The following is a 24,422-nucleotide window of genomic DNA, read 5'->3' on the forward strand; positions in this document are numbered from 1 at the left end:
CCTGGAGGTTTTTCGCGGCAATGTCCGCGAAAGTACGACTCGCTGCCAGAATGGTTGCCACGTCACCAGGAGACGGGCGAATGCTACACTGCTCGTAGCACGCGCGTGCAAGCGAAGGATTCGGCGACGCCCCAGGCAGGAGCAGCAAATCATGCCCCGACCACGGCTCTCTCTCGACGACTTCTGCAGGCTGGTGCAGCAAGCCATCGAGGAACTTCCCGAGGCATTTCGCGAGCGCATGGAGAATGTGGTCGTGGATGTCGAGCCCACTCCCCCCGCGCATGTATTACGCGAGCTGGGGATCCGTCGGGGAGAGGCCTTGATGGGACTCTTCCAGGGCTCACCCCTCACCGAGCAGGAGTACGGCGCTCCGACGCCCAATCGCGTGGTGCTCTACCAGCGTTCGATCGAAGAAGCGTGCCGCAGCCGGGCCGAGATTGCCTACGAGGTGCGCCGCACCGTGCTGCACGAGCTCGCGCATCACTTCGGGTATTCGGAAGAAGATCTCGACTTCTTCGAGGAGCGTCCCAGCCCATTCGATCAGGGCGAGTCGGACGAACTGCCGGGCTGAAGCCCCATCGCGGTCGCGTCGCGAGACGGGCTACCAGACGAATTCGGCCTCGACGGCCGAGTGGTCGGACAACGCTCCGACGCGCTCGTCGAGATAGCCATTCACCTGGATCGACTTGGGCACAAGCTGCAAGCCTCCCTGCGTGGGATTCGAGAACATCACGTAGTCGATGCGATTGCCGATCTCGGTCGATTCCTGTTCGTTCGTGCCTCCCAGGGCCTCACCCATCAGATGAGGCCACAGATCGACAAGCTTGTTCTCGCCCCGTGCTGCGCCGTAGTTCTTTATCATCTGGTTATAGGCCGAGGCAGAGTCCTGCTGATACGATGGATTCCCCCGCGTATTCATGTCACCCAGGATCAGCGTGGGTCGGTCTGGCGACGAGTGTTCGCGGATGAAACCGGCCAGCTCGGTGTACTGTAGGCGGCGGATCTCGTCGCTCTTGCTCTCGAGGTGCGTGACAAAGACATCGACAGACGGGGAGTCGGCGCGGTCGCCTTCAAGCGCGATCTGCGCGTGCAGTGCCCCCTTGGCGGCGAAGCCATCGGCCTGCAGGCCGTAGTCTTTTGGCGAACTCCCCTTGGAATAGGTCAGCACGTGCGACGCGACGATGGGATAGTGCGTGGCGATGGCCAGCCCGCCGTTGAACCGTTTGTCTTCGGGATCCGGGCTGACGACCGACGAGATCTTGCCGTCCCAACCTTTTTCCAGACTTTCGAGCAGTGTCTTGCGCGGACGATGCTCAAAGACTTCGTTCAGCCCGACGATGTCGAAGCTCGCCATTTTCTCGCCGATGGTCTTGGCGCGGTAGGCGGGATCCTTCCGCCTGTTGGCAATGCTGGCGATGCCGGGCAGGAACTGCACGTTGTACGAGATGACGCGCAGCTTGCGTTCGGGTTCCGCGGCGTGGGATGACGCGGGCAAGCTACCCAGTGTGAGACCGACCAGCACGGCGCCACACAGCAAGCACGAAGAAGCAAACGGAATCCGCATCGGAAGTTCTCCGCAAAGGACCGGCGTGAATGGCAACATCTTGCTTGGGCCGGAGATGAAAAGCCAGAGGGCCGTCTCGCGGCGAGCGAGAGACGGCCCTTCGGACCTCAACTTGGGAAGCACGCCGTGGCCCGGCCGCGAGTCTGCGGTCTTGCGGCGGGCTCGGTATTTCTCGGGTTCGCTCGGTGCGAGCGAAGCTCACCGCGTGGGCGCGGGGCAAGGCCCAAGCTTGGGAAACGGCATCTTCGCGGCAGGGGCCGCGGTGGTTAATTCGTGCGGTCGGAAAGCCACCTCAAGGCCACACGTCGCGGAGCGACACGGCAGATTCGCTCGGCGCGACGAGCCAAGGTCAACCTCTCCGCGGCAACTACCAGGCCACGCGCTTGCGGCGACGGCGGTGCATTCCGTTGAAGGCGCTGGGGCGATTGCCAGCACGCGAGTAGTTGTTCGATCGACGGCGGTTCTTCAACTTCTCGAAGCTGTCCGCACGGCCGTAGTCAGCTTGCGAAGAGGATTCGTACTCGTTGTTCAGGTTGCTATAGGTCATGTCATTAGCCTTTCTTTATTCGTGGGTGGCGTCGCGGGGACGGTGCTTTTCGATCGGTACTTACACAGCCTTGGCCCAGGGTGGCGAAGGGGGACGGTTCGCCAGCCGCTCGGCAACGTCGAGGGCCTCGCTGCAGAGGGTGGTCAGCTCCGGCCCGGCGACGACGCCAGGCAAGTAGAGCCACACCCCCAACTGGCGAGCCCAAATCTCTTCGCGCGGGTCACGCTCGTTGCCGCAGACCAACAGCAACAAGTCGTTTTCCCGCGCCAACTGCTCTACCAGGATTCGCAACTCTTCCGCATCACATCCCGAACTGGCGGCCTCGACATCGAGGATTGCCAGTTGGCAATGCAGCCGCTCGGTTGTCCCGCGAGCCGACTCGGCCGTGCGGCAGCGGATGGTCCGCCACCCCCCGCTGGCCGCGGCACGGGCCAGCGTCTCACAACGCATCGCGTCGGATGAGACGACGACGCATTGCCCAGGATTGCCGAGCTTTGTCTCCCGGGATGTGGCCGGTGCGGCCGCACCCAGGACCAGTTCAGTTTGCGATTGCGGTGTCACTGCGAATCCGATCCCTGAGGCGAACTGTCAGCGTTCGGTCCACGTTTCCCGCCCCTCCGGGAAAGACCGACTCGACACCCGCGGGCTCCCTGCCCGCGGCCGTAACTACTTCTTCACGTTCTAGACGTGCGTCGCGCGGCGACGACGCCACAGACCGAAGCTGGCGATTCCGCCGAGCAACAGCACCAGCGTGCTCGGCTCAGGCACGGAGACCGTCGTCCCCATGCTGATCGGCATCGATTGACCCGGGTCGATCTTGCGAATCCACTGCAGCGTCCAGGTCAGATCGCTGGGGCCCATGGGGGGCGCCGCGATTGGCGGCAGATCGCTCAACGTCGTCGGACCGCCGTCGAGCAGCGAGGCCAACGTGAATCCCGAATACGAGGCTTCGTGATGGGCCGAGGGGGGCGAGTAGGCCGCTTCGAGCACCGTCACGCCATCTTTCTGACGTACCGCGTTCGCGTTCACGAACTGCACCGTGTCATTCAAAATCGTGCCGTTCACGTCGAAGTCGCTGTAGGCAAAGAGATTGAAGAACAAGGCACTGGAACCGGTGTTCGTGACGATGATGTCGGTCGACATTGAGCCCGAGTTGCTGCCACTCGTGCCACCGTTGAGGCCGTAACGCAGATCGAGCGTGAAATCGGGACCCAGGTAACGCACGAAGTAGGTGTCGAGCTCGCCATCGAAATTGGTATCGGTGGCGCCGGCAGGACCCTGCAACAGCGTGTCGATCGCCGACTCGGGACCGGAGTCGCCGATGCGATACCAGAACCACTGTCGCTTGAGCTGATTCAGTCCGTCGATGCGCCAGTCAAACGCCCCAGCGAAGGGGGACGACGTGTCGATGACCAGACTCGAATTGTTGTCCTCGAGAAGGACAGGCGCGGCCGCGGCGGTCAGCGGTGCGAGCACCGCCCAGCCCAGTAGCGCGGCACAGGCCGTACAGACGAAAGTTCGTTGCTTCATATTTGCTGCCTTTCGAAGCGCAGATGTCGAACCGCGGGGCGTAGTGCCCATCCCTGTGCAGAGCGCGCTGCTTGGGAGTTCCGATTGGCGCACGCGCATTGCCCTCGCGTGCCGTCGATCGCGATTCCGGCGAAGGGGATAAGCAACCGGGATGCCGGTTCTGCGCTTTTCTTGCAACTGATGCCGCAACTTATTTTGTGTACGGGAGTTGCATTGCGCACTGCGCCGCGATTGCCCACCGTGGCGTCCGTCAGCGCGCATCACCAATCTGGTGAGAGATACGTCGCGCCACGAGCGCAAGTGAAGATACAACCAGACATCGCGGCACGATTCACTCGATTGATGAAATCTCACCAAAACAGTGACACGTCGTGACGCAACTCGAAAGCCGAGTTCCGCGCGTCAAATGAATTTCACGATCGCGCGGTACTTTCGAAGCGCAAGCGACGGCAGCGCGATGCTGCCCAAGTCCGAACCCGGCGGCGCTAGGAGGACAAGGGAACGACCGTGAAGCGCTGTCCTGGTGCGGAGATGATGCCCCCGACGCCAAAGAAAGGATGCCAGGAACGCACGCGCGATTGATCCGCCCATCGGCGTGTGCCAGGGCTATCCACGAAACGAAAAGGGAACACCATGCCTCAGGGCGGGGATGGGACAGGGCAACTCAGCGCACGAGACCACGGCAGCGTTCCACAGCGGCCCTGGCACCCTGGTAAATCCCTGGAACTAGCGGCAAACCGTGCTAGTTTTCAGCAGCGTTAAGAGCGGCCTCGTCCTGCTCGAGATCGAGCTGCGCGAGAAGCCGGGTCAGCGTATTGGCGTGGATGCCCAACAGCTTGGCGGCGCGTCCCTTATGGCCACGCGTCGTCCGAAGTGCCTGGCGAACGGCCTCGTTGCGCAGGCGATTCAGATTCAAATGGGGGAGCGGCAATTCCCCTTCGGTCGACCGCGGCTGCTCCGGCAGAATGGGCGCACAGTCGAGCACATAGGATTGCTCGATCGCGTGGGCCAACTGACGGATGTTGCCGGGCCAACGGTACTCGCAAAAGCTGCGCAACTCGTCGCCGGTCGGACGCCACAGCGGACGCTTGTATTGCTCGGCGAAGCGCCGGGCGAAAAATTCGACGAATTCGGGCAGATCTTCCATCCGGTCGCGCAAGGCGGGAACCTTCAACTCCACCATATTGAGGCGGTAGTAGAGATCCTCGCGGAAGCGGCCCGCGGCGACCTCGGCCTCGAGATCGCGATTCGTGGCCACGATCACCTGCACGTCGACCTTCGATGGCCGCGACGCCCCCACGGGGGTCACCTCGCGCTGCTGCAGCACGCGGAGCAGCTTGGGCTGCAATTCGAGCGGCATTTCGCCGACTTCGTCGAGGAAAACGACCCCGCCTTCGGCCGCGCGGAAGACACCGAGCGAGCTGCCGGCGGCGCCGGTGAACGCACCGCGTTCGTGCCCGAACAGTTGGCTCTCGGCCAGGCTCACCGTGAGTGCGGCACAGTTGACCGGCACCAGCGGGGCCTGCGAACGTGGTCCCAGGCGATGGATCAGCGACGCCCAAAGCTCTTTGCCGGTGCCTGTCTCACCCGAGATCAGCACGGTGCATTCGACTTCGGCCACGCGCTGTGCGTGTTGAGCGATCCGACGAATCGCAGGCGTGCGCCCGAGGACCCAATCGGTAGAATCGATGGGGAATGCAGCGGCGGCAGCATTCCGCGGAGGTGTGAATACTGATGGATTCATGAGCTGAGAGCCTCTTCTGTTCTCTCAGTGCACGGAGCGCCTGAATTCGCTCCGGGCGAGTTTGTTCCGTGACGCCGCCATCCCACTCAGGCCGCCCCTGATGGATCGCGGTTAGTCAATTCATGAGCGTTGCTCGTGGTTACCCTTGCCGCGCGACCGCTTGCGCCGCCGCGGAAACACTCGTCTCGATTACCCGAAGACATTTTCCCGAGCCTGCGAATCTGGCGAGGGACGCGCGACTCGTGAGGCTGCCTTCCGGCAATCACTCCTACCCACCCGCGAGGTCGTTCGGTTTTGGTGACAGGACGACACGCGTCTGGCCGGCGCGGATCGAAGCTATCGTCCGATCGTTCAGGTGGCAGATGCCTCGGCTGCCGTAGTGATCGAAAAAAACCGTTAAAATCGAACTATTTCGCATGACTCGGCGGAGCGGCTCGATTGTAGATCGATGCTACAGCAAAGGCAACTGGCTAGTGACGAAGTAGGTGTCAATTTTTCTTAGCGCCAGTACGATCAAATCGCTCCCCGTCGCCCCTGTTCGCTGCTTCGTGATTATTTCGCAAACAACGGGATAAGGTGAGGTTGCGGCAAAGCCAGCGAACGCATGTCGAAAACCCCTCCGCCACCTACAACCCCTCAAAAGAGTGTAAAAAATCATCTTGAGACAAATTTTCAAGAAGCTCAGTCACCCGTACATTGCGGGGGTTGGGTGACGCTGGAAGCCAGACACATTTGACGGTAATCGCTTTCTCGACACCACCTTAGAACGGCACCATTTTTTGACAGACATGACCACCTCAAACGCCATCCAACGACTTGCCGAGTGGCTTGCCCTGGCCAAGCATGCAGTTGCCTTCACCGGCGCAGGCATCAATACCGAGAGTGGCATTCCCGATTTCCGTTCTCCGGGGGGCCTCTGGTCCAAGGTGCAGCCTGTTTACTTCCAAAAGTTCCTGGCCATCGGCTCGTCGCTGGTCGTCGAGCCGGCAGCGAGTCTGCCGCGCATCGCCCGCAAGGCGCGGGCCAGGCCTCGTGATCATCAACCGCGAGCCGACCGAGCAAGACGAGGCCGCCCGAGCTGGTGATTCGCGATTCGATCGGAGCCGTGCTTTCCGCCGTCGAAGCCGCACGTCTCGCCCAGGGCTAATCGATCGACTTCTCGGCCGCGTCGTCGCGCACGAAGAACATCACGTGCTGCCAGGGGAGTTCCTCGTAGGCTTCGACCAGACGAAACCCGTTCGGCTCGAGTTCCTTGAGGATCTGCTTGCGCGACATCTTGTGCAACGGCTTGATCGGCACGGTCGGATCTTCCTCGCGAAACTCGACGAGCACCAGGCGACCGTCGGGCTTGAGGCTGCGACGGATGCCCTGCAGCATATGCTCGGGATGCGAAAATTCGTGATACACGTCGACCAAAAGCACCAGGTCGACACCTCCTTCGGGCAACTTGGGATCGATGAACGTGCCCTGAATGGGCTCGATATGCTCCAGCTTCGCACGCTTGGCACGCAGCTCGAGCAGGTGCAACATTTCAGGCTGAATATCAACGGCCAGAATGCGTCCCTCGGGTCCGACCAGTCGCGCCAGATCGAGCGAGTAGTAACCGTTGCCGCAACCGAGATCGCAAATCACCTGGCCGGGTCGAACCTTGAGCGCGTCGAGGAGCTTGGGGCTGTTCTCTTCGCGGGCCCGCTCCTCGCGCACCAGCCAGGGGGCTCCCAGGTAGCCCATGGTCGGCGCAATTTCGCGCCCCTTGTAATGCGTCAAAGGTGGCGGAACGACGTCTTCGACCGCTGCGGGATCTTCCGCCCAGGCACGAGACGACAACAAAACAACCGCCATCAGGGCGAGACACCCTCGGCGGCGATGCCATTCGGCGAAGGAAGAAAGCGAGCGCACGGCAAGCTCCTGGAAAAGGGTTCGTGCGCGCGGCGGCGACGTCGGGAATTCGGCCCGCTCGATCGGCTCAGCGGCCAAACGAGGCGACAAACGCCTCGAAGCGCGACACCGCGGCGAAGACATCGGCATGGAGCCGCTGCGCCGACTCGTCCGGCTCTTTGAAGGCGAAGCGTTTGCTGTTGAGCAGGATCTTCAAACCTTCCAAAAGCATCTCCGCTTCTTCGCGCGTCAGGTCGAGCGAGGCGGTTGCCGTTGTAGTGGATTCTCGCGACATACACTTTCCGAGGGCACAATTCAGCAGGCAGCGAACGACCCCGTCATCATACCGGGAACCCCGTGGGGCACAAACGGAGAGGCCGCGTGTCTAGCCACCGCTCGCCAGGCGTCTCGCGCCGCGGCCGGCGCCATTCCGGGCGGCCACTGCCCAGGGGTCTCAGGCGGCGTCGGCAGCCGGGCCCTCTTCCACGGGCAACTCGCAGCGCCCCTCATGCTCCAGCGCCACGATCGTCAGCTTGTGGCGATTGGCGAACTCGACCACTTCTTTTTGGTTCAAGACGATCGTCCGGCCGGCCTCGATCGCCAGGACCCGGGCCCCCGATTCGACCATGGTGCGGAGCGTCCCCAGCCCGATCGTGGGAACGTCGAACCGCATGTCTTGCTGGGGTTTGGCCACTTTGACGATGGTGAACCCGCCCGAGGGGCACAAGGGCTTCGTGCGGCGGATGCACTCGTCGGTCCCTTCGATCGCCTCGACGGCGAGCACGGCGCGGCCTTTGATCGTGATGCTCTGCCCAATGTCGAGCCGCCCCATCTCCTTGGCGATGTTCCAGCCGAATTCGATGTCGCGCTGCTCGTACGTTGAAACACCACGACTGGTCAGTTGGCCATACTTCACAAGCAACTCCGGAGCGTAGTTCGTGGCGGGGGCGAACTCGATGCCGTCGAGGGCAAACTCGTCGATGATCGCCCGCAGCAAGGTATCGTCGCGGCGGTCGCGATCGGAGAGGATAAAGTGGCGGTAGAAGCGACGAATGAACCGCCAGTCGGGCAGGTGCTTCAGCCAGATCCAGGGCTGGTAGAGAATCGTCTTGTGGATCTTGCCCGCCATCGTCACATGGCGCACGCCATGTTGGCGAAAGTAGCGGATGCCGCCTCCCATCTTGGCCAGCCCGATCCACTGAAAGTGGTCGCAGATCTCGGCCAGCTTCGGGTCGGCATGATCGGCCGCGCCCAGGCAGTAGGTGCGATAGCCCTGCGCCTTGAGCGCACGGGCCACATCGAGAGGAAAGTCGCCCCAACCGGCGAGCAGACCGATCTTTTCTCCCGCGGCACGGCAGGCCGGCTGGCGCGGCGGGGTAGCGCTACGATGGTGCGTGGAACAGCTCTCGGACACGATTGCCTCTAGGCCGCTTGTTTCGTCTCATCCAGCTCGATCCGTTCGACGAGCCGCTGCACGGTTTGTTCGAGTTGCTTCATCTGACGTCGCATCTCGGGCAGCTTCGACAGGGCCGCCTGCTTGAGCTTCTGCTCGCGCTCCGGAGTCGCTGGAATGCCCAACAGCCGCGAGCCCGCGGGAACGTCGCTCGCCACGCCAGACATGGCTCCCAACACAGAGCCTTCGCCGATGTGTACGTGATCGCGCACGCCGACCTGGCCGGCCATCACGACGTAGTCCCCCGTCGAGGTGCTGCCGGCGATGCCGACTTGCGAGCAGAGCATGTTGTGTCGGCCGATGCGGCAGTTGTGGCCGATCTGCACCTGGTTGTCGATCTTCGTCCCCTCGCCAATCAGGGTGCGACCGAACGTGCCGCGGTCGATGGTCGTATTGGCTCCGACTTCGACATCCGCGCCTAGCTCGACGTGGCCGAGTTGCGGCGCCAAGGCGTGGCGCCCCTCGACGAACGAGTAACCGAAACCAAAGCCGCCGATCACCGCGCCGGCATGAATGATCGAGCGCGGCCCGACTACGGTGTTTTCGTACAGCACGGCCCGGGGATAGACCGTCACGCCCGCGGCCAAGCGGCAGCCAGCCATGATCGCCGCGCCGCTGTGAATCGTGGCGCCGGCGCCGATCTCGACCTCATCGCCGATCGAAGCGCCCGCGTGGACGTCGACATCGACGGCCAGCTTGGCGCTCGGGCTGACGTAAGCCAGCGGTGAAATGCCTTGGCGGCGAGCCTGTCGCGGGGGATGAAAATGAGCCACAAGCTTGGCGAACGCGGCATGAGGATCGGCCACGACAATCGTAGGAAGCGCCATCGTGGCCGCGGCTAATGCGGGGGGGATGACGACCGCGGCGGCCTGCGTCTGTGCCAGGCGGGGCAACTTCTCTTCGGCATCCACGAGCGTGATCTCGCCCGCCCGAACATCCGCCAGGGGAGCCGCCCCCAGAATCGTCAGGTCGGCGCCGTGCCTGACTTCGCCACCCACCAATTCGGCCAATCCTGCCAGCCGATCCGCCATGGTTCGGGCTTCCTTTCCCACTGATTCGCCGCAGTTCCGCGGGCGGCGCATGAATTGATCTCAGGCGTGCGGAGACGAACGCTCCGCGAGCCGCTTCTCGCTCAAGGGGTGCGGGAATCTAATGCCCCACGAAAGTGGCGGCAAGAGCGGTCTGGCTGGGAGCTGGCAAAGGGCGCTAGAAAAACTCCCAAAAGCAACGAAGCGCCCTTGCTAGCAGTGCTGGCTAGGGCAAGCGATCTGCCAGTTCCGCCAGGCTGCGCAATCGATGCTCGTCGGGCACGTCGCGATGCCGATCGTGCCGATCGATCAACAACGCCTGCCAACCCGCGGCGAGCGCCGCGTAGTAGTCGTTCGTCGGGGTATCGCCGATCATCAACAGTCGATCGGGAGACAGCCCCAAGGCCTGCTCGATGTGGCGAAAGAACCCTGCGTGGGGCTTGCGATAGCCCAGCTCGGACGAAATGAAGAGGGCCGGCAGGCGATCGAGCGGCGCCAGATCGCCGCAGATCGAGCGCAGACGCGAATCGAAATTCGACGCCACCCCCAGGCGCATGCCGCGCGCTTGCAGATCGGTCAAGCAAGAGGTCACGTCGTCAAAGAGTCGCCAGTGGTCGGCCAGCGCAAAGTGCTGCCACAGATGCGCGAAGAGCGACTCGTGATCCGCAAGATCGTCGAACACCTCCTCGACGATCTGCCGCCAGCGTGCGCGCTCGTACGCCTCGCTGGTGACGCCATCGCGGCGTTCTTCATCGATCGCCTCCGAGCGGGCGAAGGCGGCGCGAAATCGGGGGAGCAATTCGGCGGCCGTTCGTGATGAACCGTAGCGGACGCCGCCGAGATAGTAGGCCTCGTCGACCGTGGGCCGAGGATGCAGCAGCGTGCCGACGGCATCGAACAATACGGCATCGACGGACCCAGGCGCAGATCGAGACAACTGTTTTTCCGTCTGTGATTGAAGGAATCGTCCGGTGCAACTTCGGGTGGTCGTAGGGCAAAATTTTTATACGCCATTTTTGCGCGCGCCCAATTACCTGTGACAAGTAGTTGTCATCCCCTTCGCTAAATTTCTGGCAGTCGGTTTGCCGCACGAGGTTCGGGCAGCTCGCTTGGCCCCAATCGGTGCGACCCCTCGACGCGTTTCGCTACGTGCGGCGGGAACCGAACGGCATCGTCTGCAACGGTCGTTTTGGCATCGCAGGGGCACGCGATCATCTCTGGAGGTGGGGCGGCCATCTGTGTACTTCATTTGAGAGGAACCTCGCATGGACCAGCAACTTGTATCTCGCCGATCTGCCTTGGGGACGGCCGGGCTCGTCAGCGCCGGCTTGGTCGGGTTATCTCTTTCGCGCTCGGCCAGCGCGGGGGAAGGGGAACGTGGAAGCGAAGACATCTGCAACTGCGTTTGCACGTTGTCGATCGACGGATTGAAGCGGAGCGAACTGAGTCGGGCGGCCGACGAGAATCGCGATCTGATCGGCGCGCTCATTGGCGCCGCTGTGCCCATCCTGGTCGACGAAATCGTCAAGGCCGTGCGTAGCCGCGACCCGGTCGTGGCCGGGGGAACTCGCGTATCGGTCGACAAGCTCGCCGGCAGCGAGGGGAGTCGAGGGACGTCGCCTTGCTCGGTTCGCGGTCTTTTCTCGGGCTCATTTTCTGGCCCGGGGGCCAAGATCGGCATCATTCTGGGCTGACGCTCATCGGACCTTTTGCCGGGCTGCGGCAGGCGTACGCACCGCCTGCCGCGGCCCGGCTTTCTCACGGCGCCTTCCACGCGACACGGCGCCGCGTGGGGGGGATGTGCCTGCTTCGCAATCCGTTCAAAACTGGGAGATGACCGTGATGAAAACCTGTTCTGTTTTCCTATCCCTGGCCTTGGCGGTCACCCTGTTGGCAACCGCCGCCGCCGAAGAACCGCGTGCCCGGGCACTGATTATCGGTCTGAATGAAGTCGACGCGGATCACTACGGTTCGACGCTTTCCTTGCGAGGTTGCCACAACGATGCCTTCGGCATTGAAGGCATCGTGCGACAAATTGGCGGCTACGAACAAGTCGACGTGCTGATCGATAAGCAGGCCACCGTCGCGAAAGTAACTTCGCTCATCCGCGAGGCTGCTGCGACACTCCCCGCAGGGAGCTTGTTTTTCTTTTCCATCGCCGGGCATGGATCTCAGCTTGAAGATCTCAATCAGGATGAGCGGATCAACAACAACTACGATAATCTTGATGAAACCTGGCTGCTCTACGATCGTATGTGGATCGACGACGAGCGAGGTCTGCTATGGAAAGAGTTCGCCCCGGGGGTGCGTATCGTGGTCGTTGCCGACACGTGCCACGCGGGGACGTCACATCGCAATCTTGCCGGTGGAGCGTTGATCAACGACTGCGGCTTTGGTAGTTCGATCTTCAAAGAGCTTTTACAGCGGGCCCCTACAAGCGATCTGCAGATCCTCGATTTCTCGCGGATGTTGAGTAATGACGAGGCTTTTCTGGGTGAACTGCGCTCGACCAGGTCGCGGAGCGAACTGACCGGCGAAGATGAAGGGCGTACCGCGAGTGCGCGGGGATTCGACTATAAAATCGGCACGGCGACGCGGACAATTGCGAATCTGTCGCGTGCGGTGCGTTCCATAGATCGCCGCGATGCCGCGGCCATCTATGGACGAAATCGCGCCGTCTATGATCCCGTGCTCACCGACCCGCAGTTGGCGCAGGGCGATCGGACGCCGATCCAGGCCTCGCTCATCCTGCTGGCGGCCTGCCAGGATTTCCAAACGGCTGACGATGGCGCCTCGAACGGCGCGTTCACCGGCGCGCTCCTGTCACAGTGGCATCGTGGCTTCCAGGGGACGTACCAGAGCTTCCTCGACGAAATCAAGGCGCAGATGTTTACGCAATACAATCAGATCCCGAATTACGTCTACTACGGCGCTCGGGACGACGATTTCGAGTTGAAAGCCCGCACGCCGTTTCAACCGTAAGCATCTTCCGCGGCGCGCGGCGTGGCGGTCGCCGGCAAAGTCGGGTTAACGCTGCATCACCCAATCGAGTCCCATCAGTCGACCCGCATCGAGCGAGAAGACGAACAACATGAGACTCAAGATGAAGCACAGCCCCACGTATTGCAGGGCGATCGTCACCCGCTCGCTGGCGGGTTTGCCGCGGATACCTTCCCACAGCAACAGCACCATGTGGCCGCCGTCCAAAAGGGGGATCGGCAGGAAGTTCACCACGGCCAGGTTGGCGCTGAGCATGGTGAGGAAGAGCAATAACTCGGACGGTCCTTCGAAGGCCGACATGCCCGCCGCAGTGGCGATGCTGATCGGCCCTCCGAGCAACTTCACCGACAGGTGCCGCTTGGCCAGTCCGCGGATGAAGCGGTAGACCTGCAGCACGGCGTCCTTGGTCTCAGTCAGGGCAAAACCGGCCGCCGCGCCGAGCGAATCGGCCTTGCGCGTCGCCGTCAGCGGCTCGAGCATCAACTCGTACACCCGGGCCGGATTGAACTGCTCGCTCGATTCGGCCGGCAACAACTCGACCGCCGGTTGCTCTTGGCCATCCTTCGACACGACGAGCTTGACACGCGTGCCCGGGGGGTAATCTTGCACGGCAAAGAAGAGCGCCGCGCCGTTGTGATGCTCGTTGTCGAACGGGAGGGACTTGGCCTTTTCGAAGGCCTGCTTCTGCTCCGCGGTCGCATCTTCGGGAGGCAGGAACGAGGCCGAGACGAGTGCTTCGCCCGCGGCGAGCCCCGCCTTGGCGGCCGGACTATCGGGCGCGACTCTCGCAATCTTGTTGTCGACCTTGTAGGCGACGCCCAGGGCGCCGGTGCCCACCGCCATGTTCTCGGTGACGACCACGCCCGGCCAATCGCTCGACAACGGTTCGCGCAACGTGGCCGTCAATTGCAGGGGCTCGTTCTGGTCGGGGCGATCGACCGTCAGGGTGACGGTCTGGCCCGCGCGATCGCGCAGTCGCCCGGGGAGCGTCAGGGCATCGCCCAGCGGCTCACCATCGATCTTGGTAATCAGGTCGCCCACTTTCAGTCCAGCCGAGGCGGCAGGTGAATTGTCTTGAATCGCCGTAATGCGGCCGACCCCCAACTCGAGGCCGAGCGTGCGCAGCGGGCTCGGCGGCAGGCTGATCTTCACCTCCTCGTAGGGGGCGGGGGTCGCCACTTCGCCGGGCTTCGTTGGCGTGTCTGGCTCGGCTTTCACCGTTGGGCGACGCACGACCACTTGGACCGTCTTGTCGGGCATGCGCGACAGAATGGCGTCGATCTCGGCCGAGTTCGACACCGGAGCGCCGTCGACCGAGATGATCTCATCGCCAGCCTGGAAGGGGGGCGTCGTACGGCTGGCCGCTGAATCGGGCAGCACGGCCGGACGTTTGTCGCGTTCATGACGCGGACGATGGATGACGTTCGTGCTCAGACTCGCCACGCCAATGGTGGGGAGCAATTGAGTTTCGCTATCGGGTCGAAGCGTCACGTTGATCGGCTCGGTCACGCCCGGCCGCTGAATGACCAGCTTCACGCCATCCTTGGCGCCGAAGGCGACTTCCGAGCGCAGATCCTGCTTGAAGCGAGGATTCGCGATGTTGCCGATCTGCAGCACTTCGTCCCCGGGGCGGATATCGGCCCGCCACGCGGGCTGGCCGGGAAGCACGCTTCCCACGACCGAGGGGGTGTAGTCGACGCCGATCACATAGGCCGCCATCGCGCAGAAGAAGGCGAAGATCAGGTTCATGATCACGCCGGCCGAGATGATCGCCATGCGTTGCGGCACGCTTTTGGCCAGGTAGCTGCGCGGATCGTGCAGCGCCGCTTCGGCGTGGGCAATCTCACAGGCATTCGGCGCATCGCCCCCCACAGGGGCTGGCGCGCCCGGCGTCTTCGAACGTTCGATCTCTTCGGCCAGACGGTTGGGGTTGTCTTCCTGGCCGAGCATCTTCACGTAGCCCCCCAAGGGGAGTGCGCCGATGCCGTACTCGGTTTCGCCCCACTGGCGCTTCCAGAGCTTGAGCCCGTAGATGTCGAAGCCCAGGTAAAACTTCTCGCACTTCACACCGCACCACTTGGCGACGGCGAAGTGTCCCAGTTCGTGGACGAAGATCACGGCGCCCAGCGCAAAGGCCACCTCGAGAATGACGAGGAGGTACTCGACGTAATACATGAAATCAAAGCCACCGGTGGCGGCAATCAAGTGCATACCCAACGGGAGATCTCCTCTCGTGCCCAGCGATCGAGCCGTTCGAGATCGGCCAGCGACGGCGCCGGATCGAAGGTGTGTTGTTCCAGCACGCTGCGGCAGGCCGGAACGATTTCGGTAAAGCCTAGTTCGCCGGCGAGGAAGCCGGCCACGGCGGCCTCATTGGCGGCATTCAACACCGCGCCGGCGGTGCCTCCCACCCGGGCCACTTCGAGCCCCAGGGCCAAGGCCGGAAAACGATCGAAATCAGGAGGCTCGAACTCGAGCGACATCGCGCTCCGCAGGTCGAGCCGAGGCGCCACGCCCGGGCGGCGACGCGGATAGGTCAACGCATATTGAATCGGCAGGCGCATGTCGGGCTGGCCAAGCTGCGCCACCAGCGAGCCATCGACGAATTCGACGAACGAGTGGACGATCGACTGCGGGTGGACCACCACCTCGATCTGCTCGGGGCGTAGATCGAACAGCCAGCGGGCTTCGACGATCTCGAGCGCCTTGTTCATCATCGTAGCCGAGTCGATCGTGATCTTGGGCCCCATCTCCCAGGTGGGGTGGGCCAGTGCTTCGGCCACGGTGACCGTGGCCAATTGTTCCCGCGAGTGGCGGCGGAAGGGTCCCCCGCTGGCGGTGAGCACGATGCGGCGCACCTCGTCGCGCCGTCCGGCCTGCAACGCCTGAAAAACCGCACTGTGCTCGCTGTCCACCGGCACGATCCGGGCGCCGCGCCGACTGGCCAATTCTGTCACCAGCGGTCCGGCCACGACCATGGTTTCTTTGTTCGCCAGGGCGACCGACTTGCCGGCCTCGAGCGCGGCCCAGGTGCTGCGCAGTCCGGCGCTGCCGACGATGGCCGCCACGACGACATCGACCTCATCGTCGGCCGCCAGACGTTCGAGCTGTTCGGCCCCCACATGCAGATGAGTGCCCGGCGGAAGCGAGGACCAGTCGGCCTCGGCCGCCGCGTCGCCATCGCAGACGGCGATCCAGCGGGGACGATGTCGCGCCGCCTGCTGGGCCAGCAACTCGCAACGGCGATGCCCCGAGAGACCCACGGCGCGGAGTTCGCCCTGCGAGCCGGCGATCACGTCGAGCGTGCTGCGACCGATACTGCCCGTTGATCCCAGCACAGCGACGTTGGTCACGGGATAATCCATTGGAGAGGCGAATCCTCGACACCTTCCGTACGGTGTCACTACCCCCACTACCGACAGCACCGGGGCACGCCCGGGGCGTTTCGCAAAACGTTCATTCGCTGCCGCGGGGCGTGTTCTTGGGGCGAAAATGGGCAGGGGGAACCCAAAAGTCTACCACGGCCTGCCGCTACAATCGGCCCATCGCCATCCCGCGGTGGATCAACTTTCTACGAACGGCGCGGCGAGATCGGCGGACGACGTTCGCCACGCGGCCGAAAAGAGGGGCGATTTTTGCCGGCCTGCGATCCCTCGTCGCGCGGCGCAATGGCAAGGGCGCGTTAAGGTTCGAGCCAGACGCAGCGCATTCTAGGGGGGTCCGCCAGGGGGGACAAGCGAGCTTCGTCCGTTGCGAGCGACGCCAGCCAAAGAAATCTGCCGTATCGTTGTCGGAAAAAACCATACGCCATACTATTACGTCGTACTAGTATCGGGGGCCGTACGCTCCTTGGCTGGCCTCTGCCTTTGTCCGGCCGCTCCAAGTTGCCCACCACGCGCTGCTCGCTACGGCAGCTCCCTTCTTGAAATCGAGATCTCGAAAGCCTCAGCGCATGAAGAATGATCAACCTGCCCCGCGCAAGCCGGGGGAATCGAAGAAACCGACCCAACAGGGCAACAACGTCGTCTGGTACCTGCTGATTCTGGGGGTGGTCACCCTGTTTCTCGTGAATCTGCTCACCAGCCGCACGGACACCGAGATCATCTACAGCGACCTGATCGCGCTGATTAAGAAGGGTCCCGGCGACACCCAAGACCACGCGCTCACCGCCACCGAAATGCACGGCACCACGCCGCGCCAGGTCGAGTACAAGAATCTCGAAAATGTGAAAGTGGCTCCGTCCGAAGTGACGGGCACAGTCACGTACAAGATTGTTTCCGGCGACCCGCGCGACACCCCCCGCGAGAAGACCCCCTTCCGCACGGCGCGCCTGGGGCTCGAGGAAGACAACGGCGAGCTGCGCCGCCTGCTCGAAGAGCACGGCTTCAAGTACCGCGCGGAAGACGCCGCCCCCTGGTGGAAGCTCTATACCCCGGTGCTGCTCACCACCGGTCTGCTGTTGTTGATGCTGGTCTTCATCATGCGGCGGCTGGGGGGGGCGGGCTCGCCCATGGCCTTCGGTCGCAGCCGCGGCAAGATGTACGCCCAGGAAGACATCGGCGTCACGTTCGAGGACGTCGCCGGCATCGACGAGGCCGTGGAAGAGCTGCGCGAGGTGGTCGAGTTTCTCCGCACGCCCGAGAAATACCAGATACTCGGCGGTCGCATTCCCAAGGGAGTGCTGCTGGTCGGCCCGCCAGGCACGGGCAAGACGCTGTTGGCCAAGGCGATCGCCGGCGAGGCGGGAGTGCCCTTCTTCAGCCTGTCGGGCTCCGACTTCGTCGAGATGTTCGTCGGCGTGGGGGCCGCGCGCGTCCGCGACATGTTCCAACAGGCCGAAGCCAAAGCCCCCTGCATCATCTTCATCGACGAGCTCGACGCGTTGGGCAAGACGCGCGGATCGAGCGTGGTCGGCGGTCACGACGAGCGCGAGCAGACGCTGAACGCCTTGCTCGTCGAGATGGACGGCTTCGACTCGAACAGCGGCGTGATCGTCATGGCGGCCACGAACCGGCCCGAGACGCTCGATCCGGCCCTCTTGCGACCGGGCCGCTTCGACCGGCACGTGCTCGTCGATCGCCCCGATATTCGCGGCCGCGAGGCGATCCTCAAGGTTCACGTGCAAAACGTGAAGCTGAGCGACAAGGTGAATTTGAAAGAAGTCGCCGGCATCACGTCGGGCTTCGTCGGCGCCGATCTGGCGAACCTGGTCAATGAAGCGGCCCTGCTCGCCGCCCGCAAGGGAAAGAGCACCGTGGGCATGGAAGAGTTCAACGACGGCGTGGAACGCGTGACCGCGGGGCTCGAAAAGAAGCAGCGCGTCATGCACCAGGACGAAAAGCAGCGCGTGGCGTACCACGAAAGCGGTCACGCATTGGTGGCCTACAGCCTGCCGAATACGGACCCGGTACACAAAGTCTCGATCATTCCCCGCGGCATGGGGGCGCTGGGCTACATGCTGCAGCGGCCCGAAGGGGATCGCTACCTGATGACACAAGGCGAGTTGGAAAGCCGCATCCAGGTACTGCTGGCCGGCACGATCACCGAAGAACTGGTCTTCAACGACGTTTCGACCGGCGCCCAGAACGACCTCGAGCGTGCCAGCGAGATGGCCCGCAGCATGGTGATGGACTACGGCATGAGCCGGCTGGGACGTGTCAATTATCGCGAAAGCGGCCGTTCTCCCTTCCTGGCAGGCAGCGGCGACTGGCCGCGCGAGCGCAGCCACAGCGAGCACACCGCCCGCGAAATCGATCAGGAGGTGAAACGCATCATCGACGAGGCAATCAGCAAGGTGCGGCACATCGTCGCCGCGCGGCGGACCTCGCTCGAAGCGATGGCACAACGGCTGATCGAAAAAGAAGTCATCGACGCCGACGAGCTGAAGCAGATCATCGAAGAGACTTCGCCCAGTCCCCAGATCGTACCGGGCACGCTCAGCGATCGGCGTCGCAGCACACCTGCCGAATCGAACGAAGAACGTCCCGAGTTGGGTCAGGCCGAAGGCACCTAAGTCGGAGCACCGCCCACGGTGCTACCGCACGAAAACGGGCGAACGACGAGTCGGCTACTCTTCCGACTCGCCAGCTTGGTTTTCGGGCCGGTGCAGGTCGCCGAGTTGCAGGTTGTACGTGCGTCGCAACGCCAACTGCACGGTGACGGTGATTTGCCGCCGGCTCATGGGCTTGCACAACACGCGGAAGATCCGCATCGAGCGCGCTTCGCGCATCAGGTTCTCGTCGGCCGCGGCCGACATGAGGATGCATGGCAACAGGGCCCGCACCTGACGCATCCGGCGAAACGTCTCCAGCCCGGTCAGCTTGGGCATGTGCATGTCCATCAGCAGCAAATCGACCGGCTGCCGCTCGACGATGTGCAACGCCTCTTCGCCATCGCTCGCCAGCACGGTGCGGTAACCCTGCGGCGCAAGGACTTCCTGCAACGTCTCGCGGAAGTTGGCGTCGTCGTCGGTAATGAGAATCGATGGCTGTTGAATATGCATGCCACTACCCGAACCGGCACCGCCGGAAGGAGGCAGAGGGGATGGCAATTTCCTGACGGCAATCGAGCAAGAAAGCAATTCGGATACCAAACGATTGGTTCTCCTCATCACTTTCCCGAGCAAATTGCACTAACCACTTGCTCTAGCATTATTTATAGCACGCAGACCGCCCTCAAACCAGAGAAACTGGGAAAGCTGCGTCGCATTGAGCTTGTTCGAGCCTTGGGCAAGGACTGTCAACTTGGCAGGCCGCCGACAACTGGGGTCGGGAGGATCTCGCGAGACGGTTACACTTCGCCAGCCGCTCTCCCTGATCGATTTCCCACGGGCCGTTCCGTATGGAAACACATCCAGCCCTAGCGTTTGCGAGAGGAACCTTGCCCACGGCTCGCGCGCGAGCGCTGCTCCTGGCAGTGCTAGTCGTGGCGGCGTTCGCGCCGCGGCTCGCCATGCATCAGATTCGGCAGGTGGTCTGTACCGATGCCCCCTTCTTCATCGAACGGGCCGAGGCCTTCGAACGTGGCGACTATGCCGCGGGGCTCTCGCGCTTGGGACTGAACCCCTATCCCTTAGTGTTGGCTGGACTGCATCACGCGGGGCTCGATTGGGAGACCGCCGGTCGCTTGTGGAGTCTCGCCTTTGCGACGCTCGCCGTGCTCCCCCTTTTCGGGTTCACGCGGCGACTGTTTGGGGAACGGGCCGCCGTGGTGGCCTGCCTGCTCTACGCCGTGCAGCCCGAGTTGATCGAGTGGAGCCCGGAGATCATTCGCGACCCTACGTTCTGGTTCTTGCTGCTAGCGACTCTCTACTTCGGTCATGTCGCGGCCTCGGCCGAGCGTTACACCCTGGCGTTGTACGCGATCGTTGGCTCGTGCCTGACGCTGGCAGGCCTGATCCGGTTCGAGGGATGGTTTTTGGTAGTGCCGCTGCTGTGGTGGGCCATCGCCCATCGTACGGCACGCGCGACGTGGCCGGCTGTTGCCGCCAGGATTGGTGTGGCCGCGGCGATGACTCCCCTCTGGCTGGTGGCGATCAATGTATGTTGCTTTCCGGGACACCACCGCTGGGAATGGGGACGCTTCGATCATTTGGCCATGGCGGTGAATTGGACCTTCGGCGCCGAGACCGCCACTCCCGCGCAGGGAACGCACGTGTCTGATAACGGTGCGACGGCGACAAAGCCTGGCGCGCGCGTGCCCCTTTCGACCGAGAACTTCACTCCAGAAGATGCCAGCAAGCGTCCCAGCCTCAAGGTGATGTGCTGGGGCATGGCGCATACGTTCCTGCAAGGGGTCCACCCGCTGTACGTGCTGGCGATGGGCGTCGGATTGTGGGCCGTGCGGCGCCAGCATTTTCTGCGCGACCAACTCCCCCTGTGGATGCTGGCCGCGGTGAATCTCGGGGCGGTGTGGATCTATTTCTGGACGCACCACGAAATCACCTCCCGCTACATGCTGCTCATCGTGCTGGTGGGTCTGCCGTATGCCGGGGGGGGAGTGGTTTGGCTGGCGGAACAGGGGGCCCGGCTCGCTCGTACCGCGCCCGTCGCGCGTCGCGCGGTGCTGGTCGGCACGGTCCTGCTGGTGGCCGCGATCGGGGCGATCGGCTGCACGGACGCCTTGACGAGCGAATATCGCAGCCGCCACTTGAAGGCCGATCTCGGGCGGTGGATCCGGCACTACTACGGCGAGGATCGCACGGTCCTTTGTTCCGAGAATCTGGAGCGTCTCGTGGGGTACTACGCCCAGGCGCGGCATCAGGGCATTTCGTCCGACGCATCGCCCCGCGAAGCGCTGGGACGCGTCGCGGAGGTCGAGCCCGACGTCGTTGCCCTGTGGCTCCAGCAGCCGAGCGAACAAGCATTGCTGGCCCACTTCGAGCAACAGGAGTCGGCGCATTACCAGATCTACCGAGGCAGCACGCTACCCGCTGGCTGCGAAGATGTGGCCGTGCTCGTGCGGACGAATCTCCCGGTCCGGCAACGGGTGGTGGAATCCGCCGCCGCTGGGGTCTCCTTGTCAGACCAGGCACGACCCCTATACTAAGGCGCAGTAACGGATTGTCGCCGGTCGGCGGCGAGTCTCTTTCGCCTCGCAGCGGCACTCGTTGCCCCCCCTCGCAATAGGCATTCGTCGCGCGTCGCGCGGTCCTTGGGCAATGGAGCCCTGGTGTTCGGCGGCGTGGCGATGACGTGCGGCGCTACCCACCGCGGTAGACTGGATTAGTGGAAGGCACGCCGTGGAAAGTTCGTCTTCGCCCTCGTTTTTCGCGCGCCACGAGTTCCTGATCCGGCGATTGCATTCGCTGAGCGGTCTGGTGCCGGTCGGGGCGTTCATGGTGGTTCACCTGCTCACGAACGCGAGCGTGCTCGATGGGGCGCGGGCCTTTCAAACCCGCGTCGACATGATCCACAGCCTGGGCAAGGCCCTGCCGTTGGTCGAGTGGACGTTCATCTTTCTGCCGCTGATCTTTCACGCGGTAGTGGGCGTGATGATTGCCCGGGGGGCGATCCCCAACACGAGCCAATACCGCTACGCGAAGAACTACCGCTACACGCTGCAGCGGATCACGGCCTGGATTGCCCTGTTCTTTATCCTGGGGCACGTCTTCCACCTGCACGGCTGGTTCAAGCCGCTGGCGACCGAGGTGGGGGGGGGACAGTTCCAGGTCCTGTTCGCCACCAGCTCGACGGCCCAGGCCTTGCAGGCCTCGGTGCTGATTCAACTGGCCTATGTCATTGGCATTCTGGCCTGCGTCTACCACCTGGCGAATGGCCTGTGGACGATGGGCATCACCTGGGGACTATGGACCACCCCCGCCGCGCAACACCGCGCCAATTACCTGGCGCTGGCCGTGGGCCTCGCGCTGACGGCCGTGGGGCTGGGGGCCCTGTATGGAATGATCACCGTCAATCTCGAAGACTCGCTCGCCATCGAAAACAAGTTGAACGAGCACCGCGTCGCGACCGGTGAGGTCTCGGCGGCCGAAGTCGACGAGGAACGCAAAGCCCTCGAACAAGAAGAGGCGGACGACGGGACCGAAACCGCCGACGCCAGTCGCTAGCACACGCCCACGCCCGAGCACAGCGGGCGACTTCCGAACACGAGAAAGAAAGTCCTCATGGCGAAACAACGGGTCATGATCGTGGGGGGCGGACTGGCTGGCCTGGCCGCCGCGATGAAGCTGGCCGAGTTCGGCATCGACGTCGACCTGATGAGCCTCACTCCGGTCAAGCGCTCGCACAGCGTTTGCGCCCAGGGTGGCATCAACAGCGTCAACTCCCTCACACGGCAGCAAGGCGATAACGAATGGCTGCACTTCGACGACACCGTCTACGGCGGTGACTTCCTGCAGCATCAGCCCCCCGTCAAGGAAATGACCGAGTGGGGTCCGAAGATCATCGACCTGATGGATCGTCTCGGGGTCCCCTTCAACCGCACCGAAGAGGGCTTCCGCGATCAGCGCCGCTTCGGTGGCACGCTCTTCAAGCGCACCGCCTTTGCCGGCGCGACGACCGGCCAGCAGTTGCTCTACGCACTCGACGAGCAGGTGCGCCGCTGGGAAGTCGCCGGCAAGGTGACGAAGTACGAATTCTGGGACTTCCTCGGTCCCGTGCTCGATGAGAACGGCGTCTGCTGCGGCTGCGTCGCGCAAGACTTGGCGACGATGGAGATTCGCGCCTTCCCGGCCGACGCCGTCATCGTGGCGTCGGGGGGCTGCGGCTTGATCTACGGTCGTTCGACCATGTCGATGGTCTGCACCGGCAGCGCCGCCAGCCGCTGCTTCCAGGCCGGCGCGAAGTACGGCAACGGCGAGTTCATCCAGGTCCATCCAACGGCCATTCCCGGCGCCGATAAGCTCCGCTTGATGAGCGAGAGCGCCCGCGGCGAAGGGGGGCGCGTGTGGGTCCCACGCAAGCCGCAGGACACGCGCGATCCGAAGAGCATTCCCGACAGCGAACGCTATTACTTCCTCGAAGAGCGTTATCCGAAGTACGGCAACCTGGTGCCGCGCGATATCGCCACGCGCGAAATCTTTGCCGTCTGCACCTACGAGGGATTGAGCGTCGAGCACGATCGGCAGTGCGTCTATCTCGACGTGACCCACATCCCGCGCGAGACCCTGAATCGCAAGCTGGGAGGCATTCTCGATATCTACGAGAAGTTCCAGGGGGTCGACCCGCGCGAAGTGCCGATGAAGATCTTCCCCGCCGTCCACTACTCGATGGGGGGGCTATGGGTCGATTACGAAAAGTCGGCCAGCGGTGGGCTCGTGGTCGGATCGCCGCGCAACCAGGTGACGAACATCCCGGGCTTGTACGCCATCGGCGAGTGCGACTACCAGTACCACGGGGCGAATCGCCTGGGAGCGAACTCGCTGTTGAGCTGTATCTTCAGCGGTTTGATTACCGCGCCGGGGATCGAGACGCTGCTCAAGGCCTCGAAGAAGACAGCGGCCGATCGCCCGTCGAGCCTCTACGAGACGGCTCGCCAGAAGCACCAGGATGCTCACGACCGCCTGCTCAAGCGCAGCGGCGGCGGCGAAAACCCCTATCTGCTACATCAGACGCTGGGGCAGGTCATGACCAAGGGCGCCACGGTCGTCCGCTACAACAAAGACCTCGAAGCGGCGCTGGCTCAGGTTTACGATCTGACCGAGCGCGCGAAGCATTGCTCGCTGTCGGACACCGGCAACTGGACGAACCAGAACGTCGTGTTCACGAAGTCGCTCATCGACATGTTCCCGCTGGCGAAGACGATTTTGAAGGGGGCGCTCGAGCGCGACGAATGCCGCGGCGCTCATTTCAAGCCCGACTTCGCCATGCCGGGGCTCACGGCGACCGATCCGGCGGAGCATCGCCGTCAGGCCGAGGAGTGGTGCGACCGGTTCGAGGCCAATTCGCGCAAGTGGTGCAAGTCGACCGTGGCCTCGCTGGGTGCGGATGGCGAGCCGCAGTTGGCCTATGAAGATGTCGATACGTCGCTGATCCCGCCGCGGCCGCGTCTGTATGGTCTGGTCGGCGCCGAGGCGATCGACGAGGCGTGGAAGGCACGCCAGGCGGCGCGCAAAGCAAACGGCACGGATGGCAATGGCGCGTCGGCGGGGCGTGCGGTACGGGCCGCGGTGGCCAACTGAGCCGGCGGCTATCGTGGATGTCACCAGTTAGAACCTAGCG

Annotated in this window: 21 protein-coding genes; 8 read left to right on the plus strand and 13 right to left on the minus strand. The window is 63.4% G+C overall.

All coding sequences use genetic code 11. The features are described 5' to 3' along the window. The first annotated feature begins 151 nt into the window (after positions 1 to 151). On the plus strand, positions 152 to 571 hold the full coding sequence (locus KF708_10245; GenBank protein MBX3413056.1) for a metallopeptidase family protein: 420 nt from the start codon (positions 152 to 154) through the stop codon (positions 569 to 571). Between the two features lie 30 nt (positions 572 to 601). Here the strand turns inward: KF708_10245 and KF708_10250 are convergent, their stop codons facing one another. The 5 genes from KF708_10250 to KF708_10270 all read right to left on the minus strand — a co-directional run bounded on the left by KF708_10250 (position 602) and on the right by KF708_10270 (position 5,385). Further along, a complete protein-coding gene (locus KF708_10250; GenBank protein ID MBX3413057.1) occupies positions 602 to 1,564 on the minus strand; it encodes a sphingomyelin phosphodiesterase in 963 nt (320 codons plus the stop codon). 367 nt (positions 1,565 to 1,931) lie between these two features. Continuing rightward, positions 1,932 to 2,111, minus strand: coding sequence for a hypothetical protein (locus tag KF708_10255; protein MBX3413058.1), 180 nt, complete (start codon positions 2,109 to 2,111; stop codon positions 1,932 to 1,934). Between the two features lie 60 nt (positions 2,112 to 2,171). Then, entirely contained in the window at positions 2,172 to 2,561 is a 390-nt protein-coding gene (locus KF708_10260; protein ID MBX3413059.1) for a hypothetical protein, read from the minus strand. 231 nt (positions 2,562 to 2,792) lie between these two features. Further along, positions 2,793 to 3,641 (minus strand): PEP-CTERM sorting domain-containing protein, encoded by an 849-nt coding sequence (locus tag KF708_10265; GenBank protein ID MBX3413060.1) that lies wholly within the window; start codon positions 3,639 to 3,641, stop codon positions 2,793 to 2,795. Between the two features lie 742 nt (positions 3,642 to 4,383). Further along, entirely contained in the window at positions 4,384 to 5,385 is a 1,002-nt protein-coding gene (locus KF708_10270) for a sigma-54-dependent Fis family transcriptional regulator (GenBank protein ID MBX3413061.1), read from the minus strand. A gap of 788 nt (positions 5,386 to 6,173) precedes the next feature. Between KF708_10270 and KF708_10275 the strand changes: the two genes are divergently transcribed. Next, the gene (locus tag KF708_10275; GenBank protein ID MBX3413062.1) at positions 6,174 to 6,470 is read left to right on the plus strand and encodes a hypothetical protein; all 297 of its coding nucleotides are present in this window, start codon (positions 6,174 to 6,176) and stop codon (positions 6,468 to 6,470) included. Between the two features lie 58 nt (positions 6,471 to 6,528). On the opposite strand, the gene KF708_10280 is transcribed toward KF708_10275, so the two are convergent. From KF708_10280 to KF708_10300, 5 genes are all read right to left on the minus strand, one after another. Then, a complete protein-coding gene (locus tag KF708_10280) occupies positions 6,529 to 7,227 on the minus strand; it encodes a class I SAM-dependent methyltransferase (protein ID MBX3413063.1) in 699 nt (232 codons plus the stop codon). 124 nt (positions 7,228 to 7,351) lie between these two features. Beyond that, positions 7,352 to 7,558, minus strand: a complete 207-nt coding sequence (locus KF708_10285; protein MBX3413064.1) for a hypothetical protein — start codon at positions 7,556 to 7,558, stop codon at positions 7,352 to 7,354. A gap of 159 nt (positions 7,559 to 7,717) precedes the next feature. Further along, positions 7,718 to 8,677, minus strand: a complete 960-nt coding sequence (gene lpxI, locus KF708_10290; GenBank protein MBX3413065.1) for a UDP-2,3-diacylglucosamine diphosphatase LpxI — start codon at positions 8,675 to 8,677, stop codon at positions 7,718 to 7,720. Positions 8,678 to 8,685: 8 nt separating this feature from the next. Next, complete coding sequence (gene lpxD, locus KF708_10295; protein ID MBX3413066.1) at positions 8,686 to 9,747, minus strand: UDP-3-O-(3-hydroxymyristoyl)glucosamine N-acyltransferase; 1,062 nt, start codon at positions 9,745 to 9,747, stop codon at positions 8,686 to 8,688. A gap of 223 nt (positions 9,748 to 9,970) precedes the next feature. After that, positions 9,971 to 10,681 (minus strand): HAD-IA family hydrolase, encoded by a 711-nt coding sequence (locus tag KF708_10300; GenBank protein MBX3413067.1) that lies wholly within the window; start codon positions 10,679 to 10,681, stop codon positions 9,971 to 9,973. 328 nt (positions 10,682 to 11,009) lie between these two features. On the opposite strand from KF708_10300, the gene KF708_10305 reads away from it, so the two are divergent. Both KF708_10305 and KF708_10310 read left to right on the plus strand, forming a co-directional pair. Beyond that, entirely contained in the window at positions 11,010 to 11,438 is a 429-nt protein-coding gene (locus KF708_10305; GenBank protein MBX3413068.1) for a hypothetical protein, read from the plus strand. Between the two features lie 148 nt (positions 11,439 to 11,586). Next, on the plus strand, positions 11,587 to 12,726 hold the full coding sequence (locus tag KF708_10310) for a caspase family protein (GenBank protein MBX3413069.1): 1,140 nt from the start codon (positions 11,587 to 11,589) through the stop codon (positions 12,724 to 12,726). Between the two features lie 45 nt (positions 12,727 to 12,771). Here the strand turns inward: KF708_10310 and KF708_10315 are convergent, their stop codons facing one another. Together KF708_10315 and dxr are read right to left on the minus strand one after the other, a co-directional pair. Beyond that, positions 12,772 to 14,955 (minus strand): site-2 protease family protein, encoded by a 2,184-nt coding sequence (locus tag KF708_10315; GenBank protein ID MBX3413070.1) that lies wholly within the window; start codon positions 14,953 to 14,955, stop codon positions 12,772 to 12,774. Then, positions 14,946 to 16,109 (minus strand): 1-deoxy-D-xylulose-5-phosphate reductoisomerase, encoded by a 1,164-nt coding sequence (dxr, locus tag KF708_10320; protein MBX3413071.1) that lies wholly within the window; start codon positions 16,107 to 16,109, stop codon positions 14,946 to 14,948. The genes KF708_10315 and dxr overlap by 10 nt, the downstream gene beginning before the upstream one ends. Positions 16,110 to 16,696: 587 nt before the next feature. Here dxr and ftsH point away from each other — a divergent pair. After that, positions 16,697 to 18,757, plus strand: a complete 2,061-nt coding sequence (gene ftsH, locus KF708_10325) for an ATP-dependent zinc metalloprotease FtsH (protein ID MBX3413072.1) — start codon at positions 16,697 to 16,699, stop codon at positions 18,755 to 18,757. Positions 18,758 to 18,811: 54 nt separating this feature from the next. Here ftsH and KF708_10330 read toward each other — a convergent pair whose 3' ends face one another. Further along, entirely contained in the window at positions 18,812 to 19,246 is a 435-nt protein-coding gene (locus KF708_10330) for a response regulator (protein ID MBX3413073.1), read from the minus strand. A gap of 377 nt (positions 19,247 to 19,623) precedes the next feature. On the opposite strand from KF708_10330, the gene KF708_10335 reads away from it, so the two are divergent. The 3 genes from KF708_10335 (at position 19,624) to sdhA (ending at position 24,382) form a co-directional block, all read left to right on the plus strand. Next, positions 19,624 to 21,291: a glycosyltransferase family 39 protein gene (locus KF708_10335; protein ID MBX3413074.1), complete on the plus strand. Its 1,668-nt coding sequence runs from the start codon at positions 19,624 to 19,626 to the stop codon at positions 21,289 to 21,291. Positions 21,292 to 21,484: 193 nt separating this feature from the next. Then, positions 21,485 to 22,309 (plus strand): succinate dehydrogenase cytochrome b558 subunit, encoded by an 825-nt coding sequence (locus KF708_10340; protein MBX3413075.1) that lies wholly within the window; start codon positions 21,485 to 21,487, stop codon positions 22,307 to 22,309. A 57-nt stretch (positions 22,310 to 22,366) separates the two neighbouring features. Next, positions 22,367 to 24,382, plus strand: a complete 2,016-nt coding sequence (gene sdhA / locus KF708_10345; GenBank protein ID MBX3413076.1) for a succinate dehydrogenase flavoprotein subunit — start codon at positions 22,367 to 22,369, stop codon at positions 24,380 to 24,382. The last annotated feature ends 40 nt before the right edge of the window (positions 24,383 to 24,422 follow it).

The organism is Pirellulales bacterium, from assembly GCA_019636335.1.
Classification (GTDB): domain Bacteria; phylum Planctomycetota; class Planctomycetia; order Pirellulales; family JAEUIK01; genus JAHBXR01.

What these genes read in the sequence shown, in the direction of transcription:
- KF708_10315 (MBX3413070.1), bottom strand. Translation starts at nt 14,955, where the DNA reads ATGCACTTGATTGCCGCCACCGGTGGCTTTGATTTCATGTATTACGTC.
- KF708_10285 (MBX3413064.1), bottom strand. Translation starts at nt 7,558, where the DNA reads ATGTCGCGAGAATCCACTACAACGGCAACCGCCTCGCTCGACCTGACG.
- lpxD (MBX3413066.1), bottom strand. Translation starts at nt 9,747, where the DNA reads ATGGCGGATCGGCTGGCAGGATTGGCCGAATTGGTGGGTGGCGAAGTC.
- ftsH (MBX3413072.1), top strand. Translation starts at nt 16,697, where the DNA reads ATGAAGAATGATCAACCTGCCCCGCGCAAGCCGGGGGAATCGAAGAAA.
- KF708_10330 (MBX3413073.1), bottom strand. Translation starts at nt 19,246, where the DNA reads ATGCATATTCAACAGCCATCGATTCTCATTACCGACGACGACGCCAAC.
- KF708_10250 (MBX3413057.1), bottom strand. Translation starts at nt 1,564, where the DNA reads ATGCGGATTCCGTTTGCTTCTTCGTGCTTGCTGTGTGGCGCCGTGCTG.
- KF708_10265 (MBX3413060.1), bottom strand. Translation starts at nt 3,641, where the DNA reads ATGAAGCAACGAACTTTCGTCTGTACGGCCTGTGCCGCGCTACTGGGC.
- KF708_10310 (MBX3413069.1), top strand. Translation starts at nt 11,587, where the DNA reads ATGAAAACCTGTTCTGTTTTCCTATCCCTGGCCTTGGCGGTCACCCTG.
- dxr (MBX3413071.1), bottom strand. Translation starts at nt 16,109, where the DNA reads ATGGATTATCCCGTGACCAACGTCGCTGTGCTGGGATCAACGGGCAGT.
- KF708_10245 (MBX3413056.1), top strand. Translation starts at nt 152, where the DNA reads ATGCCCCGACCACGGCTCTCTCTCGACGACTTCTGCAGGCTGGTGCAG.
- KF708_10275 (MBX3413062.1), top strand. Translation starts at nt 6,174, where the DNA reads ATGACCACCTCAAACGCCATCCAACGACTTGCCGAGTGGCTTGCCCTG.
- sdhA (MBX3413076.1), top strand. Translation starts at nt 22,367, where the DNA reads ATGGCGAAACAACGGGTCATGATCGTGGGGGGCGGACTGGCTGGCCTG.
- KF708_10270 (MBX3413061.1), bottom strand. Translation starts at nt 5,385, where the DNA reads ATGAATCCATCAGTATTCACACCTCCGCGGAATGCTGCCGCCGCTGCA.
- KF708_10260 (MBX3413059.1), bottom strand. Translation starts at nt 2,561, where the DNA reads ATGCGTTGTGAGACGCTGGCCCGTGCCGCGGCCAGCGGGGGGTGGCGG.
- KF708_10305 (MBX3413068.1), top strand. Translation starts at nt 11,010, where the DNA reads ATGGACCAGCAACTTGTATCTCGCCGATCTGCCTTGGGGACGGCCGGG.
- KF708_10280 (MBX3413063.1), bottom strand. Translation starts at nt 7,227, where the DNA reads ATGGCGGTTGTTTTGTTGTCGTCTCGTGCCTGGGCGGAAGATCCCGCA.
- KF708_10255 (MBX3413058.1), bottom strand. Translation starts at nt 2,111, where the DNA reads ATGACCTATAGCAACCTGAACAACGAGTACGAATCCTCTTCGCAAGCT.